General features: G+C 40.1%; 10 protein-coding genes and 1 pseudogene. 4 read left to right on the forward strand and 7 right to left on the reverse strand.

From position 1 onward, the window contains the following. Positions 1-582: 582 nt before the first annotated feature. The gene (locus AC504W_RS19595; RefSeq protein ID WP_494873907.1) at positions 583-1,188 is read right to left on the reverse strand and encodes a DUF4360 domain-containing protein; all 606 of its coding nucleotides are present in this window, start codon (positions 1,186-1,188) and stop codon (positions 583-585) included. 764 nt (positions 1,189-1,952) lie between these two features. Beyond that, complete coding sequence (locus AC504W_RS19600; protein WP_494873909.1) at positions 1,953-3,629, reverse strand: DUF1565 domain-containing protein; 1,677 nt, start codon at positions 3,627-3,629, stop codon at positions 1,953-1,955. Between the two features lie 1,898 nt (positions 3,630-5,527). On the opposite strand from AC504W_RS19600, the gene AC504W_RS19605 reads away from it, so the two are divergent. Next, complete coding sequence (locus AC504W_RS19605) at positions 5,528-6,733, forward strand: histidine kinase (protein WP_494873910.1); 1,206 nt, start codon at positions 5,528-5,530, stop codon at positions 6,731-6,733. 58 nt (positions 6,734-6,791) lie between these two features. Here the strand turns inward: AC504W_RS19605 and AC504W_RS19610 are convergent, their stop codons facing one another. The 4 genes and pseudogenes from AC504W_RS19610 to AC504W_RS19625 form a co-directional block, all read right to left on the reverse strand. After that, a complete protein-coding gene (locus AC504W_RS19610; RefSeq protein ID WP_494873911.1) occupies positions 6,792-8,594 on the reverse strand; it encodes a protein kinase domain-containing protein in 1,803 nt (600 codons plus the stop codon). A gap of 168 nt (positions 8,595-8,762) precedes the next feature. Further along, positions 8,763-9,667: pseudogene (locus tag AC504W_RS19615) on the reverse strand (Rpn family recombination-promoting nuclease/putative transposase). Between the two features lie 274 nt (positions 9,668-9,941). Continuing rightward, a complete protein-coding gene (locus tag AC504W_RS19620; protein WP_494873912.1) occupies positions 9,942-10,367 on the reverse strand; it encodes a hypothetical protein in 426 nt (141 codons plus the stop codon). A 36-nt stretch (positions 10,368-10,403) separates the two neighbouring features. After that, positions 10,404-10,709, reverse strand: coding sequence for a hypothetical protein (locus tag AC504W_RS19625; protein WP_494873913.1), 306 nt, complete (start codon positions 10,707-10,709; stop codon positions 10,404-10,406). A gap of 381 nt (positions 10,710-11,090) precedes the next feature. Here AC504W_RS19625 and AC504W_RS19630 point away from each other — a divergent pair, with 381 nt between their 5' ends. The 3 genes from AC504W_RS19630 to AC504W_RS19640 all read left to right on the forward strand — a co-directional run bounded on the left by AC504W_RS19630 (position 11,091) and on the right by AC504W_RS19640 (position 19,234). Further along, complete coding sequence (locus AC504W_RS19630) at positions 11,091-13,955, forward strand: CHAT domain-containing protein (protein WP_494873915.1); 2,865 nt, start codon at positions 11,091-11,093, stop codon at positions 13,953-13,955. Positions 13,956-14,264: 309 nt separating this feature from the next. Beyond that, a complete protein-coding gene (locus AC504W_RS19635) occupies positions 14,265-17,651 on the forward strand; it encodes a CHAT domain-containing tetratricopeptide repeat protein (protein WP_494873916.1) in 3,387 nt (1,128 codons plus the stop codon). Positions 17,652-17,959: 308 nt separating this feature from the next. Continuing rightward, a complete protein-coding gene (locus tag AC504W_RS19640) occupies positions 17,960-19,234 on the forward strand; it encodes a hypothetical protein (RefSeq protein WP_494879391.1) in 1,275 nt (424 codons plus the stop codon). Between the two features lie 35 nt (positions 19,235-19,269). Here the strand turns inward: AC504W_RS19640 and AC504W_RS19645 are convergent, their stop codons facing one another. Continuing rightward, entirely contained in the window at positions 19,270-19,818 is a 549-nt protein-coding gene (locus tag AC504W_RS19645) for a GIY-YIG nuclease family protein (protein ID WP_494873918.1), read from the reverse strand. Positions 19,819-19,929: the final 111 nt, after the last annotated feature.

The following is a 19,929-nucleotide window of genomic DNA, read 5'->3' on the forward strand; positions in this document are numbered from 1 at the left end:
CAATCCCTATGAGATAAGGTTTTTTGCAACTTTACCATTAGTATATACTAACAATTAATTTAAATCTGGAAGCAACCCCATTTGCAGTGTTGTGTCTCTCGGAACCAACAACGTTAACTAAATCGTATTCAGTTTACATATCTATACATCTTTAAAATTTCTTAACCTTTCGAGATAATATGCAATACAAAGAAAGAAAATATAAAAAAAATATGAGGAAATTAGAAAAACTCAAAATTTTTGAGAAACTAGAAATTGTTCAAACGGGGTCAGCCAATATAAAGACCCTGAAGATAAACACATAATATATAGATAGGGTCAAATAAAGCATAAAGACCCTGGATTTAAGAAAAACTACAAAATCGAAAGCGTCAAGACTAGCAATTTGTTAGTCTTGACGCTTTTATACTCAGAACTTACGCACAAGGATTGTCTGTTGAGACTGGGTGTGGGAGTGAAAGAGGAGCTAAAACTTTTTGCTACAGTTCAGAGGATTTTGAAAACATCCTCTAAGAGTGCGATCGCAGTTTTAATCAGTACTATTGAAGTTTAAAGTTGATTAGCTCCTCGTTTTCCAGTCATCTAACGACATCGGCGATATTTGATGTGATACACTAACCCGCGGTGAGCTAGGTCAAAGGAGTCAACAGTTGCCATACCTGCTCCATTCGCAGTCATAGCTGCATTGACACGCATATTTACACTATCGCCACAGCTTGACCACACATCAGCAACAGTCACTAACTGATCTCGAACGTTGTAGTCAGTTTCGCCACGAAATGTCCGAGAGAAAACAGGGCCACGTTGACCAGCAAAAAAGTATTCGGCTCTAAGTCTCCCAGTTGTGCTAGGAGCGACATAGCCACGGTAATCAGCATCATAAAGAGAAATTTGGAATCCTTGAGGCACTTTAATGGGAATGCTCAAGTTACAACTTTTACGCCTTTCTGATGATTTATTTCCTAAAGCAATAAACTGATCAAAGAGAATACTTAACTCTTGACCATCAGGACTCACGTTGACACTAGCAGAACCTTCAGGACAACCGTTACCACCATATCCTGCACCCAGAATCTCAACTTTGTCAGCAGCCAAAGCAGGGCCAACAGAAGCTGTAATTAGTACTGCACCTGCAAAAAAAGCTTTCACAAAGTTGATAGATGTTTTCCTGATATTTTGATTGTTCATAACTCACCTAAATTGAGTGATTAGACATTACTTAGATCCAGATTTGGAATTGCATATTTCGGAAAATATTTCTAATAAAATCTGCAATTATTATCTTTATTTTCTGAAATATAGCAATACAAAATTTATGGCAAATTCTGAAAAAATTGCCACCAAAAATTACCAAAAAGTATTTACAAAAATACTTTTGCGAGTACTCATAAACTACTATTTATGAGCAGCATAAATAACTGTATTGCAATTCAAACAATACTTATCAGACATCATCTTCAAATCTAAAAACAGTAATTAAAGACTATGAATTTAACTTCTAGTCTCATATCTGCTGTCTCCGCAGAAGACTGTCAATTTAATTTCAGAGTTCCATTTATCTGTGGTGATACCAAAAACCTAATTTTTCTGAATTGGTATCATATTTGGCTTGTTTGCATCGACTACACTTTTTTACTATGAGTTCCCAACAATTTCCATCGTCAGGGAACAATTTTCATTACTTAATAATTTAGGATATCTACTACTTATAGAAACAAATAATAATATGTAAATTAGTTTACTACACGTACACTGGTTGTTGTATAACTCACTTAATTAAAATAATATTTTAAGAATGATTACTGTTAATAATGTAGTAATAAAAATTGCAATTTTTATTTATGACTTACGCAATAAAAGGGTGAAAGAGTATAGGGGCATAGGGGTGTATTTATGCAAAACCCTTACACCCCATACCCTTTTACCCTTACACCCAGTTTCAATAAAGAATTTTACTGAACTGTTACCAAATAAGGTGAGTTAATTGGTTGAGCGCGTCCAGCGTTAACTAGTGCTTGGTAAACAAAAGCCGCGACTTCGGCTCTAGTTGCTTGGCGATTAGGATCAAGCTGCTTAACAGTGGGATAGTTAATCACTAATTGGCGTGAAGTAGCCGCAGCAACTGGGCCCACTGCATAGTTAGGAATTTGCGCTGCATCATTATAGAATCCAATAATATTTTGATTATTGGCGGTTAAGCCTAAACCATTGGCTAAGGCTACTAAGGCTTGCACTCTGGGAATTTGTTGCTGTGGTTTAAAAGTTCCATCGGGATAGCCGGAGACAAATTGGCTTTGATAAGCAGATTTGATGGCAGCGAAAGCCCAAAAATTGCTAGGAACGTCTTGAAAGTTGATAGCACTACGTTTAGCTGATGGATTTAAAGCTTTAGTGATAATTGTGGCAAACTGGGCGCGAGTTACAGGTTCATTGGGTTTAAATGTACCATCAGGAAAGCCCGCAATAATATTTTGTGAGGCTAAAGCTTCAATATAGCTTTTTGCCCAAAAATTGCTGGGTACATCTTTAAAGGCCACAGCACCGCCTGCTGGTGGTTCAACTGTAGCTGCAACAAAATCTACTTTCCCAAAGATTTTTTTCTGATCAACATCATTACCAACAGCCACGATGGTACTAGTTTTAGTGGCGTTGTTTACGTCATAACGAGTATTACCGCGAATGAGATTACCACCGGGATTTTCATTAGTACCCAGGTTAGGTTCCGCTGTGGTAATGGCGACTACCCCATCTCGCTTATTATTTTGAATGACATTCTTGCGGAGTAAAGGTTTAGCGGAGTCGGAAATAAACAACCCGTCTTGGTTTTGGATGATTTGGTTTCCTTCAACTAAAGTTGTGGAAGTACCACCGATCGCTAAACCAAAACCTGTATCTTGAAATAAGTTATTTCTGACTATGCCTTGAGCCGCTCTAGCTAGAGAAATCCCATTACCTTTGTTTTGGACAAAAATATTGCCTTCGATGGTCGGATTTCCTGTACCCGTGACAAATACACCCTCTCTACCATTGTTGGTAAAAGTGCTGTTTTGGATAGTGGGATTAGTCGATTCTACCCAAATACCTGTACCACGTTGAGTTGGGTTAATTACAGTGACACCTGCGATCGCACTATCATTATCAGCCAAGATGGTGATTTCTTGTCTTGCAAAAGTCCGGCTAGTGTAAAAACCTGCGCCAGTAATAATTACGCCTTGACCTTTGCTTGGTTCATCACCCTGAATTGTCACTCCTGATTTGAGCAACAGCGGAAATGTTTCCCCAGCCTCTTGATTATAAGTTCCAGGCGCAAGCCGAATAACTGTACCTGGTTGAGCTTGAGTCAGGGCGAAGCTAATTGTTTTGTAAGGTGCTGCTGCTGTTGCACCCGCACCTGTATTGTTTTGACCAGTTGTTGGGTTGACATAAATTACCTTTGCAGTTGCTGGTGCTTGCGCCACAACGTTGGGCGAAGCGCCACCATTTGCTGTACCCACCAATAATGTAGAACCAGTTGCAGCTACTAACAAAGCTGTCAGCCCGGCTTTTAAGGATAAATTAAATTTAAGGTTTCTTCCAGAAAGAAAATAAATATTTTTTACGGAAGAAAAATGAAAACCTTGATGTTTCATTTTTGTGTCTGTGATCTGCTGAATTATAGTTGGCTAAGAAGGGTTAGATGTGACAGCTAGATAACCGTCCATCCCAAGCAAAACTATAACGGATGACTAGCAAATAATCCTCTAAGTTTCGTAATCAGACACGTAAATAAACAATTTTGCTAAAAACTCTGATTAAAAGGGAACAGGGAACAGACTAGTTTTGAGCGTTCGCGATAGCGTACCAGCAGGATTTAGATCCAAGGGGTTTTGTGCCAAGAGGGAACAGGCAAAAAACTTTTTTAAATCACAAAAGTGTTAAGTGTTCTCTATTCCCTACCTCGAAGGGGTTGGTCACAACTTGTACACGCAGGTGGGTTATACCAATTCGTAATTAAGAAAGTCAGATATGGCATGGTTTTCGGGGTTTGAATGTGTTACCTCATTTTAGAGAGTTGGTATTATTGATATGGATTACTAAAGTTAAAGGCGAACGTCTGTACTCTGGGGGAAGGTGAAGCTTACGCCTTTACTGAGATTTGTTCAAAAATTAAATCGGACTGCTATTGTGGTCTTGCTGATGTCACATTGCACGATTAGATAACTTTTTTACATAGAAGAAAGAGTCACTAATGATAAAACTCTCAATTACTAATTTCAAATATGAATTTCATGATGGCTAGTGAAATTTATTTGAATCATCTGCAAGATTGTAATCTTGTCCTACATACGCCAAATAAAATTAGTTTCCATCGCTGCTGCACAGTGCTAAACTGAGAAATACATCATCACTTAGGAACATCTAAAAAACAAAAAGCTAACTCTAGCGAATTCAGTTTTACATTGATTCTGGACAACATTCAGTCAAGTTTGTTAGGCTGAAACATAGAAAAAAGCAAAAAATGCCAGTCTTGGATCATGCCAAAAACTGGATATAAACTTGCGTTTTTTGAGAATCGATTATTTCAGTAAAGCTGTTAAGTCTGGTAGCCATTTCCTCAAGTTCTATCAAGAGAATATAAGGAAAGATGCCCTTAACTCTACTATCAATAAACTCTGAGCATTTGTAAAAGTAAAAACTGCTACTTTTGGTAATGCGATCGCAGTTATCAAAATAGTAAGTATTTGGCTATGACTGTTTTTGCATTGCAGACAAAAACTTGATAGTAGAAGTGGAGAAAATGCTGTTGTCACAAATTTTGATGTTTTGCGGTGCTGCTCACTAAATCAATTTCCCATACTCTCAAAAACTGTCACAGTTTTGAGAAGGATGGAAAAGTTATATAAGGGTTAACAAGAGAATAAATCTCATTGGCATTCACAAGCAACAATTAGTAGGTTGCCAAATTTATACCCATTCATATTATTGAGAGCGCGATTAACTTTGTATTTAGGAATTTTGCCTAAATCCTTACTAAAAGTTGACAAAAAGCAGTACATTTGTGACTGTAGCTGAGTAATCTGCTTAAGTGACGGAGAAGCTGTTCTGAAAAAATCGGCTTGAAACCTATACCGACCTGCTGATAGTTAAGCACAGATTTCATAATTTGACTGAGAGAGTTAATCATTCTCAGTTAAAAGGCTGAGTATTGGCATCTAGTTCATTAATAGCCGACTGAGTAAAAGTCGCTAAATTAACCTACTACTGCATCAAACGGCTTTTTTTAGTATAAAAGTTTTCATCAGTTAACCCTGATACTACATTGTGGTCAGACTTAGACACGCACTTATACTGAGAAATAAGTTGTTGCTTGAGCAGCAAGTTAGCTAAAAAGCAAGCAAAAGGTTAAAAAAGATGTATCTTACATCAAAAACCCAGAGCAGATAGGAGTATGAAAAATCTAAAATAGATATTAAATTAATAAGAACAACGACCATCGACAACCGTTAGTCTATTTTATCTTCTGCAAAGCGTCGCCAGGTTGTTACCAGTGCTGAAACACGATTACATGCAAGTTTCCCAGGATCAGCCTACTTATTTTGAGGCTCCTCTCCAGTTATTGTTGTTTGTCGATGGCAGACCCCAGTCTCGACAACAAGTACAGCGAATACGTGCTTACTTAAAAGAATTGCAGGCAGAATATAACTTTGAGGTTCAAATTATTGATGTCGGGCAACAACCTTATCTCGCAGAACATTTTAAGTTAGTAGCTACGCCAGCATTAATCAAAATCCACCCAGAACCCAAGCAAGTTCTTGCTGGAAGTAATATTATTGCCCAATTAAAAAACTGGTGGCCGCGCTGGCAAACTGCTGTAGATGCTTATTTAAAATTGCAAGAAGATTTTCAAGAACGTATAGATGACAATGGTCGGGTGTCACCGCCTAAATCTACAATTAATTCAGTTGCAGTTTCCGCAGAACTAATCAAGCTCTCAGATGAAATTTTTCATTTGAAACAAGAAAAAGAAAGACTGCAAGAACAGCTACAATTCAAAGACCGAGTCATAGCGATGTTGGCTCACGACCTGCGGAATCCTTTAACCGCTGCGGCGATCGCTATTGAAACCCTTCAAGCTAATTACAATATAGAAGCAGGCGCATTTCAGCGCTTGAAACCAGCAATGGCCGCGCATTTGTTAAAACAAGCTCGGACTCAAGCCAAGATTATTGATCGGTTAATTGCCGATCTCTTACAGGTAGGTAGAGGTAGCGATAAAGAGTTGCCGATTATACCTCAAAAAATCGAACTAGGACAACTCTGTTTAGAGGTGTTAGAGGAATTGCGCGATCGCTACACAGCCAAATCCCAAACACTAGAAACAGATATACCTTCAGATCTACCTTGCGTCTATGCCGATCCAGAGCGCATCCGCCAAGTATTGGTGAACCTCTTAGATAATGCAATTAAATATACACCTTATGGGGGTAAAATTTCCGTTGCCGGATTGCACCGCACCACTCAAAAAATTCAGTTTAGTATCGGTGACACTGGCCCTGGTATTCCCCTCGAAAGTCGTGATCTGATTTTTGAAAATCACTTCCGCCTGCAAAGAGATCAAAGTACAGACGGATATGGTATTGGTCTTTGTTTATGCCAGCGGATTGTGCGAGCGCATTACGGCCAGATTTGGGTAGATTCCAGTCCCAACGGTGGCGCATGGTTCCACTTTACATTGCCAGTTTATCCGTTTTAGTGCTAAGTGCTGAGTGAATGAAAAATAATCATCTCTAGTCTCTAGCCCCTGGGTGGAATTAAGAACACTGTTTCGCCGCCGATGGGTTGCCAATCGGATGTAAATTTCCTTCCCAAATACTGATATAAATAAAATCACAATTTTGGCGGACAATTTGTACTTTGACAGAACCTAGATCCACACTAAAATCATCTTTCTGACGCTGTTGAATTTGTTTTAGTCCTTGCTGAATTTCAGGAGTGACTTGACCATTAAGCATTCCTCTTAACGTATTTTGCATCACTTCTGGATTGACTGATTGATTAAAAGCAGCCTCAGTTTGCACTAACCTTCCAGAATTACGATCAAAGAGATAGCCCAAGTCGATTTGATTGGGAACAACTTTATAAGTAACAGCGCGAGTATTACCCCACAAACCCTTGTAATCTCTACTTTTTCTTCCGAGAGTGGCTTCTACGGTGCTTCTGTTTGTGCCTGTAGGAAATGCGGGAACGCTGAGACCGCTTGTTGTACTTACTTTTTTTTTGTTATCTGGCTTGTCTGGTTGTATTGCAGGTGCTTCTCTTGTAGGAATGACAGTAGGTTGAGCCTCTGATCTGGCTGTTGAATTATCTGTATCTGTAATTACAGGCTGGTCATCGGTAATTACTGGAGATTCATTTGCAGAGTTAGAATCTGTAGCGTCATTGTTAGCGGATAAAGGAGCAGAAATTCTTGGCTGCTGTGGGGGTGTGCTAGGTGTCACCGAAGGTGCTATGGGTGGAGAAGCAGATTGTTCATTACCTGTTAAAGGTGGGGTAGGATCTGCTGGAGACTCAGAGTTTGTAACGATGGGTACTTCGGATGATTGCGGACGAGTCAAGCGAGAAATTCCAATTCCAGCAATTAAACCAGCGACAATTAACCCACCCAATATCCATATAGGTTTTTGGGGATTTCGCGGTGGAATGCTGGGAGGGGGAGAAACAGCCTGGGTTTGCTGCGTTGATGCAGCTTCAGTTGGACGAAAATTGATAGTAGGGGATTGAGTCAGATTAGTTGTAGAGTTTAAAGCATAAAGCATTTTACTCGCAGTGCTGTAGCGATCGCTCGCTTGAGGTTTAATTGCCTGATTTAGCACTGTCGCTAGTTGTGGCGAAACCGACGGTGCTTCATTCTGCCAGAGAATCTCCCCAGTTTGTTGATTAGTTGGTAATTCTGAAGGCTGTTTGCCAGTCAATAAATAAATAGCTGTTAAGCCTAAACTATAAATATCTGTAGCGTAAATTGGTCGTCCAATTGCTTGTTCACTAGGCATATATCCAGGCGTACCAATCACCATAGATTGAGTCGGATATCCAGGTTTACTCATTACTGTGCGAATCGTTTCTTTGACTGCACCGAAATCAATCAAGACAGGCTGGCTATCAACAGAGCGCAGAATAATATTATCTGGTTTGATATCGCGGTGAATGATGCCCTTGCTATGTACATAATCTAATATTGATAGCAGACTCAAGAGAATTTCTCTGACTGTAGCTTCACTTTGGCATCCTCTAGTTTCCACAAGATGAGTTAACGTTTCACCGTGAATCCATTCTTGTACCAGATAAAATAATCCATTCTCTGAAAAATAGGCGTGGAGTCTGGGTATTTGGTCACTACTTTCCCCCAGATACTCTAAAGTGGCTGCTTCCCTTTCAAAACGTTGCTGAATCAATTCGTAAGTTTGAGGATCATTAGCAATTGGCTTGAGTTGCTTGATGACACAGCGACGGCGAGAAGGCATGTGAGTATCTTCTGCCAAAAAAGTTTCCCCAAATCCACCAGCACCGAGTACCTGGATAACTTGATAGCGATTATTTAGCAGAATGGATGTCATGAACAGTTCAATATGTCCGCCATATTTAAATGTACATCACGATGTCCAGGCAGATAATGTTCCTGAGTGAGATAACGAGAGTATATATATAGGTCAGTTTACTGAATTGGTCAAGAATTGACTTGAAAATGTTGAATTAAAACTATTCTGATGCTGACTTGTGCTGTATTACTTGTCTAGCCAAGTTTGTAAATCAGCTAAACTTAGAAAATCTAACAATGCTTCGCTCAATTCTTCTAGAACAGGCAAAGGCAAAGCAGCAATTGAGGCGCGCATTTCCTCAGATAGTACGCCAAAGCGCTTAGTTAGCAGTCGAATAATTAGATTGACTGTTGCTTCCTCTCGTCCTTCTTCCCGTCCTTCTTCGCGCCCTTCTTCTTTAATCTCTCGGTAAACTCTTGTTTCCTTGAGTGTAATTCCCAACATAGATTCAACCTCCTTTCTGCTTAATTGTTCAAATTTGTACACCATAATCGTGAGAATTATCTCTATTATGGCGCGACTGGCTGGCTCAGTTGTTTCTTGGCGAGTTCTGGTTAACAAATACCTAGCTTCTTCTGGTGCTTGGTTTTCTTCTACAGTTGTTAGTACCATCAGCGCCACCCATATCGGTAAAGAGCGAATATTTCCTAATTCATCTAAATATATTCGATGTACTTGCCCACCATTGAGTAATGAGCGATGAGGATGAATGTCGGTTTGTTCAATATTACGCGATGGATAAATGATCACCGCTTGCCAATCGCAAAATCTGGCGCGGTTGCGATAAAAATAGAGTGCAGATTCGGCAAATACTCGTTCGTAAAGCTGTTCATCTGTTTGAAATTGCACCTCACAGAAATAAACAACTCCTGCACCTTGATTTTCTGGTGGCAGAAAGCGAAAAGTTTGTGGGGAAGGTTTCCTTCCACAAAACTTTTCAAGACAACGCCATCAATTTCAAATTTGGGTTCTTTGACTGCTACTGAATCAAATCGGTAAGCTTCTGCATTGCTTGGCGGTTCAACTAGTAATTGAAACAACAAGGTAGGCGATTGTTGAAATAGTTTGTAAAAGATTGAGTCTCGACGCATAGAGTATTTGTAGGCATTTGTCTGCAATATTTTACATCTTTTAGATATTGTATTTTTTTTAATTTATCTATTTATCACTATGTTATTTCTACTCTGGAATTTTTGTAATGATAGAAATAATTTATGTTCTTTAAATCTAGAACATTCTTAATAAGAATCTTTGAATTTATATTGTTATGTATAATTTAATACTTTAATATTAAGACAGAATAAAGGCGATCGCACCCTTTTTGCCGGAACGAGCGATCGCCATTTTTTTCTTGATTAAATTCCTCTAACTCGTTACCGTTGTTTTATTACCATTTTGATTGTTGACATTAGAAACAAACGACGGTTGCTCAGAACTAGAATTTAAAGATTCGCCGCGCCGTTTTTTGTTGCGCTGGTTTTTTGGAACTCCCCCCGCCATACCGTATTCTGCACTGCTTTTGCCAAATCGAGCCGCAACTCCTACCAGCATGTGTTCTGTCATGTCTGCCAACTCGCCCTCAGTTTCTAGCATTTCTCGATATAACTTATCTAGACTGGAAAGAGCAGAGTTGTATAAATTTTCTCTTGTACGCATTTTTTCTATCAGATTTGAGTAGGCAGGTAAAGAAAGTCCATTGCCTAAATCTAAATAAGCATCTATTGAATTTATGCCAGATGCGCGACGTTCTGCTTTTTCTAATACCTTAGAGCTTCTTTTTTTTCGAGCCATAATATATACCTTTGTATACGGTACGGTAAATATTCTTTACCTTAAATAATATCCGTACTCTTCAGCCTGAGAAAATTCCAGCAAATCTGTAATCACTTTTGCTACACTGCAATATTTTTCATAAGTACGCGATTTACTGAAATGAGAAAGCATTTTGGCATAATGAGTAAGCGTTTTGGCATTTTGCTTGCGGAAAACACTAAAATGAGTACGCGATTTACTAAAATGAGTAAGCATTTTAAGATATTGAGAAAGCATTATAAAATTTTGCTTGCGGAAAACACCAAAATGAGAAAGCAATATTGCATTTTGAGTAAATGTTTTGGCTAAATGAGAAAGCAAAATGGCATTTTGTTAATTAAATTTGTATTCAACAAATATAAAACCCCTCTCCAAACCTCTCCCCTGCAAGGAGAGAGGCTTTAAAGGCTAATTTTTTCGTTAAGAATGCGAATATTTTAGCCCCTCTCCGCGTCGGAGAGGGGTTGGGGAGAGGTTCATCAAAATTGCCCTAATTAAAATCTACTTGCTGGGTTTGATAGACTTTACAATGCAACATTGAAATTGCGATCAATCGCCTGTAAAAAAACCTTGTTTTCTCTTATAACTCTCTGCGTTTCTGCGCCTCTGCGTTAAAGAAAAAACTTTCATTAAAAACACAAACTATCACAGCACATAGAAGTATATTAAAAAACATACAACCACCTGTATAAAAATGCTGCTATGCCCAAGAGAATCGCGCCTCACCAAAAGCCAAAACAACTTTTAGCAGCATTCACCAGTCGCAGTTTTATTCTCTTGGTTAGCATGATGATATTTGCCGAATCAAGTACAGCTACGGCTAGGCATTACGTAGTAAAGATTGCCCAACAGCCACAGACAGAGACACAAGATGCAAATCGCACTGCGGCAGAACGTGTTTTTCAAGAAGGTGTAGAACTTTATCAACAAAGAACAGCAGAATCTTTTAAACAAGCGATCGCAAAATTTGAAGCATCTCTAAAACTATGGCAGAAAGTTGGTGATGAGAGAAAGCAAGCTGTCACTCTGGGCTATCTGGGTTCTATTCACTCCGCATTAGGAGACAAACAGCAGGCGCTGAAATTTTACAACCAGTCCCTACCCCTAAGAAGGCAAGTCGGTGATAAAACTGGGGAAGCCATCACCCTCAACAATATCGGCCGTGTCTACGACGATTTGGGAGACAAACAGCAGGCGCTGAAATTTTACAACCAGTCCCTACCCCTAAGAAGGCAAGTCGGTGATAAAAAAGGGGAAGCCACCACCCTCAACAACATTGGCGGTGTCTACGACGATTTGGGAGACAAACAGCAGGCGCTGAAATTTTACAACCAGTCCCTACCTCTAAGAAGGCAAGTTGGTGATAAAAAAGGGGAAGCCACCACCCTCAACAACATTGGCGGTGTCTACGACGATTTGGGAGACAAACAGCAGGCGCTGAAATTTTACAACCAGTCCCTACCTCTAAGAAGGCAAGTTGGTGATAAAAAAGGGGAAGCCACCACCCTCAACAACATTGGCGGTGTCTACGACGATTTGGGAGACAAACAGCAAGCGCTGAAATTTTACAACCAGTCCCTACCCCTATCACAGCAAGTCGGGGATAAAGCACAGAAAGCCGTCACCCTCAACAACATCGGCCGTGTCTACGACGATTTAGGAGACAAACAGCAGGCGCTGAAGTTTTACAACCAGTCCCTACCCTTATCACGGCAAGTTAGTGATAAAGCACAGGAAGCCGTGACCCTCAACAACATTGGCGGTGTCTACGACGATTTAGGAGACAAACAGCAGGCGCTGAAGTTTTACAACCAGTCCCTACCCTTATCACGGCAAGTCGGGGATAAAGAGCAAGAAGCCGTCACTCTTTATAATGTGGCTTACCTAGAACGCGACAGAGGAAATCTTAAACAAGCCCTTACCCAAATTGAAGCAGCCATCGAACTCATTGAAAACCTACGCACCAAAATCACCAACGAACAACTACGTACTTCCTACTTCGCTTCTCAGCAAGACGTTTACCAGTTTTACATCGACTTACTAATGCAACTGCACAAACAAAACCCATCCCAAGGCTACGATGCTAAGGGTTGGCAAGCCAGTGAAAAATCTCGCGCCCGCAGTTTATTAGAACTCCTGACAGAAGCAAACGCCGATATTCGCCAAGGTGTAGAACCAAAACTATTAGCAGCCGAACGCAACTTACAACAGCGACTTGATGCAACTGAAAAACGCCGTTTAGAACTTTATAACAATGGCAAATACACGCCAGAACAAGCACAAGCCTTAGAAACAGAATTTACTTCTCTCGTCAAAGATTATCAAGATATTCAAGCCGAAATTAGGTTTACTAGCCCCCGCTACGCCGCCTTAACTCAACCTCAAACACCCTCCGTTCAAGAAATTCAGCAACAAATCCTTGATGATGAAACTTTGTTGTTGCAATACTCCCTCGGTGAAGAACGCAGCTATTTGTGGTTGGTGCGCAAAACTAGCATCAGCAGTTATGAATTACCCAAAGGCGCAGACATAAAAATTCTCGTTAAGCAGTTTAACTATCTATTAAAAACCCGCTATTTTAATCTAAATACCAACATAAACATCAGCGCAGAATCTGGTTTAGGCGCTTTTCGCAGTTCCGAAGTAGTGGCAAAACTTAGTCAAATCCTATTGCAACCAGTCGCTAATAAATTAGGTAACAAACGCTTGCTAGTTGTTGGTGATGGTGCTTTGCAATATCTACCCTTTGCCGCCCTACCCCAACCTGAAACTGTAGGTAAAAAAATTCAACCTCTCATAGCCAAACACGAAATTATCAGCTTACCCTCAGCCTCTACCCTAGCAATCATTCGGCGCGAACACAAAAACCGTAAAATTGCACCAAAAACTTTGGCAATCCTAGCAGACCCAGTTTTTAGCAAAGATGACGATCGCCTCAAATCCATTGTCATGCAAAACGTCTCTCCCGCAACTAATTCCCAGTTCTCTTTTGACCGTCTACCCTTCACCCGCCAAGAAGCCCAAGCAATTTTAGCTTTAATTCCCAAACCTCAAACTCTGCAAGCATTAGATTTTGCAGCTAACCGCGCCTTTATTACCAATCCTCAACTAAGTGAATACCGCATTGTCCACCTTGCCACCCACGGCATTTTAGATACCGAAAACCCTACATCATCAGGCGTAGTACTGTCATTGTTTGATGAAAAAGGCAAACTAGAAAATGGCTTTTTACGTCTGCAAGATATCTTCAACCTCAAACTTCCCGCTGAATTAATTGTCCTCAGTGCTTGTGAAACTGGCTTAGGCAAAGAAACCAAGGGCGAAGGATTAGTAGGCTTGACAAGGGGTTTTATGTATGCTGGTAGCCCCCGTGTATTAGTGAGTCTGTGGAGTGTAGATGATGAAGCCACATCAGAATTAATGCAGAAATTTTATACCAAAATTCTCAAACAAAAATTGACACCTGCGGCAGCCCTGCGAGCCGCCCAATTGGAGTTATGGCAAGAGCAAGATTATTCTACACCTTATTATTGGGCTGCTTTTACCTTACAAGGTGAGTGGAAGTAATCTGCAATACTATGGTTGTTTACAGATAGGTGATACTATGTTTTGGGTTTTAGATTAAAAGGTTGATTTTGATAATGTTCATATTTCCAGAGACCTTGCATTGCAAGGTTTCTAGATTGCGATGACTCTTTGTCCGAATTTTTTCATTAAAAATTCAAATCGGCACTGTGCCTAAAAGTATAGTGAAGCAGATACAACTTCTTGTCAAAAAATGCTGCTATGGCTAAGAGAATGGAACGTCCCCAAAAGCAAAGAAGATTTTTTGCAACGTTTACCACTCGCTCTTTCCTTCTCTTAGTCAGCATAATCATGTTAACTAAATCAGGTGCAGCAGCGGTTGGGTTTTCTGTACTAAAAATTACCCAACAACCACAAAAAAATTCACCAGAAGTCAACCGTTCTACCGCAGAGCAAATATTTCAAGAAGGCGAAGAATTACTAGAACGAGGTACAGCCACATCCCTCAAACAGGCGATCGCCAAATTTGAAACCGCCTTCAAGCTCTGGCAAAAAATTGGCGATGCTAAACAACAAGCCATCACGCTCAACGAACTTGGCTTTATTTATGATGCCCTAGGCAACAAACAGCAAGCACTGGTATTCTTCAACCAATCTTTGCCTCTCAGAGAGCAAGTAGGAGATATAGCTGGACAAGCAGTAACTCTCAACAACATTGGTGGTGTCTATGATGCCTTGGGAGACAAACAGCAAGCGCTGGTATACTACAACAAATCCCTACCCTTATCACAACAAGTAGGAGATCTGGCTGGGCAAGCAGTGACTTTCAATAACATCGGCGGTGTCTACAATGCCTTGGGAGACAAACAGCAAGCACTGGCATACTACAACAAATCCCTACCAATCTCACGACAAATGCTCAATAAAGCCCAGGAAGCAATCACCCTCAATAATATTGGCGGTGTTTACGATGCTTTAGGAGACAAACAGCAAGCACTGGCATACTACAACAAATCCCTACCATTATCACGGCAAGTAGGCGATAAAGCTGGGCAAGCAGTAACTCTCAATAATATTGGTGGTGTTTACGATGCCTTGGGAGACAAACAACAGGCTTTGTCGTACTACGATCAATCTCTACCCTTGAGACGACAAGTAGGAGATAAAACCGGAGAAGCCATCACTCTCAACAATATTGGTGGTATCTACGACGCATTGGGAGATAAACAACAGGCTCTAGCATTTTATAATCAATCTCTAGTCTTATCACGACAAGTGGGTGATAAAGCCGGGCAAGCCGTCACGCTCAATAATATCGGCCGTGTCTACGACTCTCTAGCAGACAAACAGCAGGCACTACAATACTATAATCAGTCCCTACCATTAAGACGACAAGTCGGGGATAAAACGGGAGAAGCTGCCACTCTCAATAACATTGGTAGTGTCTACGATGGCTTAGGAGACAAACAACAGGCTTTAGCATTTTATAACCAATCTCTAACCCTCTCAAAACAAGTAGGCGATAAAGTTGGGGAAGCAACGACTCTCAACAACATTGGCGGTGTCTACAATGCTTTGGGAGACAAACAGCAGGCACTCAAATACTACAACCAGTGTCTACCCTTGCGGCAACAAATCGGCGATAAAACAGGAGAAGCTGTCACTCTCAATAACATCGGCCGTGTCTACGACTCATTAGGAGACAAACAACAGGCACTCAAATACTATAACCAGTCGATGCCCTTAAGACGGCAAGTAGGAGATAAAACAGGAGAAGCCGTCACGCTCAATAACATCGGCCGTGTTTATGACTCATTAGGAGACAAACAACAGGCACTCAAATACTACAACCAATCCCTATCTTTATCCCAACAAGTGAGTGATAAAGCAGGTGTTGCAACTAGCCTTAACAACATTGGTGGTGTCTACTCTGCATTGGGACAGAAACAGCAAGCACTAGTTTACTACAATCAGTCTTTGCCCCTCAGAAGACAAATGAGGGATCAAGCTGGAGAAGCTATTACTCTCTATAACATTGCCTATTTAGAACGTGATCAAGGCAACCTCAAACAATCTCTGATTCAAATTGAAGCAGCTATCAAGCTCATCGAAAATTTACGTACGAAAATTACTAACGAGCAACTGCGTACCTCTTATTTTGCCTCGCAGCAAACCATTTACCAGTTTTGCAACGATTTATTAATGCAGTTGCACAAGCAATATCCAAAACAAGGTTACGATGGTTTGGCTCTACAAACCAGTGAAAAATATCGTTCTCGCAGTTTGTTAGAACTACTCACAGAAGCTAATGCTGATATTCGCCAGGGAGTAGAGCCAAAACTACTAGAAGCCGAACAAAAATTGCAACAGCGGCTGGATGCAACCGAGAAACGGCGTTTAGAACTTTATACCAGTGGTCAATACACCCCAGCACAAGCGCAAGTTCTAGAAAATGAACTGGCCGCACTTCTCAAAGACTATCAAGATGTACAGGCGCAAATCAGATTAACCAGTCCCAAATATGCTGCACTAACTCAACCTCAACCTCTTTCTCTCAAAGAAATTCAACAGCAAGTATTAGATGACGATACTCTGTTGTTAGAATACGCCCTTGGTGAAGAACGCAGCTATTTGTGGATGGTTAGTAAAACTAGTATTAGCAGCTATGAATTACCTAAACGTGCAGATATCGAAAAAGTTGTTAAGCAATTTAATTATTTATTAAAAATACGTTACTACCGCCTCAGTGCCAACACCAAAATAGATGCAAGCTCTGGGTTAGGTACTTTTAGCAGTTACGAAGTACTGGAAAAACTCAATCAAACGCTGTTAAAACCGATCGCAGAAAAAATCAAAAACAAACGCTTGGTGATTGTCGGTGATGGTGCTTTACAATATCTGCCATTTTCTGCCCTACCTCAACCCGGAACATCAGGTAAGAACTTCAAGCCTCTGCTAGAAACAAACGAAATTCTTTACATACCATCAGCTTCTACTCTAGCTGTCATCAGGCGCGAACACAAAGAACGCAAAATTCCTCCCAAAGCCTTAGCTGTGATCGCAGATGCTGTATTTAGCAATGATGACGATCGCCTGACTAGAATTATCCATCAGCCCATACCCAAGCAAATTATTCCCCAGATCAATCCCAATTTCTCTTTTGAGCGTTTATCTTTCACTCGCCAAGAAGCAGAGAACATTTTAGCTTTAGTGCCTAAATCTCAGACTCTGCAAGCATTAGATTTTGCTGCTAACCGTGCTTTTGTTACTAGTTCTCAACTTAGTGAATACCGCATCATACATTTTGCCACCCACGGCATTTTAGATACCGAAAACCCAGCTTTATCTGGCGTAGTTCTATCACTATTTGATCAACAAGGAAGGTTACAAAATGGCTTTTTGCGTCTACAAGATATTTTCAATCTCAAACTTCCTGCGGAATTAATTGTCCTCAGTGCTTGTGAAACTGGCTTAAGTAAAGAAATCAAAGGTGAAGGATTAGTCGGATTAGCTAGAGGATTTATGTATGCTGGTAGCCCTCGTGTGTTAGTCAGTTTATGGAATGTGGATGATGAAGCGACATCAAAATTAATGAGGACATTTTATACCAAAATCTTGAAACAGGGAATGACACCTGCGGCAGCATTGCGAGAGGCGAGGTTGGAATTATGGCGAGATGAGAATTATTCTTCACCTTATTATTGGGCGGGCTTTACTTTACAAGGTGAATGGAAATAAAAGTAGAAAATTTGTTTTTATATCAAGTTCGGGTAATTAGTTATAATTCCAGAAATCTGTGCATAAATGAAAAACTCGCTCCCCTGCTTCCTCTGCTCCTCTGCGGTCTTAATGATAATTATTTCACCGAACATGATAAGCTAATCGTCATTTAAATTGCACCATGTTCATGGTAATAAAAGCTGCAAACCCTCTCCCTTGCTCCCTGCACTCTGCCCCCCTGCGGCCTCAATGTACAAATTAAATGCTTAACAGCTTATTGCTTCCTGCTGAGTTTGGGAATACTAAACTCAGCATTGAATATACTTATGGCTTTTTTACACAGAATTACTAAAATTTTTGTAGGTAATAACTCTGGGATTAATTCCTCTATCACCCCAAAGCAACCAGCAAAACCAAAAACCCTGGCTGAATTAGAACAGGAAATAGCCACACAAGGGCAAATTCGTAGTAACTCCTCTCAACAAAAACGTGGCAAAGCTAAAAAAGGTATAGGTAAACTGATCTGGATCACAATACTCATCGGCGTTCCCGCAGGTATAGTTTGGGTGGCGAATCAGCCTTCACCAATGATTCGCCGGACTGTAGTACAAAATGCACCATTGTTGTTGCTCCCCAGTTACATCAGTATAGAACAACATTATCGGCAAGCCTTGGTGTCATTAGAACAAGCTGAATACTTGATTGAAAGACCAACTAGTGCAGCCGATTTAGCGTTGGGTGAAGAACAACTGCAACAGACAAAAGTACATCTCAATAATTTGCCAACTGTATTAGCCAACGATTGGCCAGAATATAAATATGGCTGGTATGAATGGCGGTTCAGCGTTTATGGTTTGAATGCGGCGCGTCGTCAAGTAGGACAATTAGAAGCCAAGGCTTTTCAAGAAAAAAATGCTCAAACATTGCTGGTTGATGATAACCAAGCATTATTAAATGCTAAACAGCAGTATCAACAAGCTACAACTATAACCGATAAAAAGTTAGCGATCGCAGCTTGGCGTTCAGCACTCGATACATTAGCAGAAATTCCCGATCAAACCTTAGCTGGCCAAACTGCTCAAAATCAACTAGATGGCTACAAGCGAGAATTTCAGGAAGTTGTCGGATTAGCCGCAGGTAATGAACGTGTCAGTACTTTAATTACCGCCGCCCAGCAATTTTCTTGGCAAGCTGCAAAAGCAGGTCAAAATCCACCGCATACTGTTACTGAATGGCAACAAATAGAAAATTTGTGGTCTGAAGCAATTAATCGTTTACAACAGATTTCTTCCTCAGATTTAGTAGGTTATGCCCAAGCACAAAAGTTATTAGCAACTTATGAGACTAATTTGGGTCAGGTGAAAATCAGACGACAAGCTGAGGCTGATGCTGTAAAAACTTTAGCTAGAGCGCAACAAGAAATTGAAAACTTAGTAGCTTCTATGCCTAATGACCCCAAAAATTGGGATCGTAATCGGGTAATTAGTCAGCTGCACAGTATTATTAACCAATTAGAAAAGGTGGAAAAAGGTACAACTGTTTATTTAAAAGCTCAAGAGTTATTGCTATCTGCCAATAATAAATTCAAACAATTCCAGTAAGAATTTTCCATTAATTCTCACTTTTGCATTCTGATTCAAGATTTTAAATCTAGTAATCCTTCTTCTTTTAATTTGGGATTGAAGCGGAGTTGCATTTGCAAACCACGGGATTCTAAAACTTTTAAAATTTCTGCTTCAACTCGCCGTGCTACATTCTTAATAACTTTTATTTGTGCTAACTCATCATTAGCGGGATTTTGATAATTAATCTGTTCTTCTGGTGTCATGATACTTTTAACGTTGATCGGTTGTGTCCATATTTCTTTATTCTCTCCATTTCCTGTGGGTACAGTTCCATTTTCGGCAATCCAGGCATTTTCAATATTTTCTAAAACTGTACGATTGGGACGTTCAATAGTTTGTCCTTTCACCCAGTAACATTGTTCTGGTAGACGGACTAAATGTTGTTTCAAGCTTAAATAAATATCACGAGAATATCCGACAAATTGTAGCGATTTATTTTGGTCAAATATTGCATATACACCTATTTTTCCTTGAAATATGTCAGGTAATTGGCCTGCATCATCAATATAAGGAATATACTCTAGGGTTGTTAAAGACAGAAGATTTGTTTCGTCAGCCATAGCTAAAATTTGATTTGGTGATTTATGAATTGGAAATTCCTATAGTAAATAATTTGAACATAATTTTTACGATATAGTCAAAAGAAAAAGGCAAAAGAAAAGTTTCTTTTG

The organism is Nostoc sp. C96, assembly GCF_059384975.1.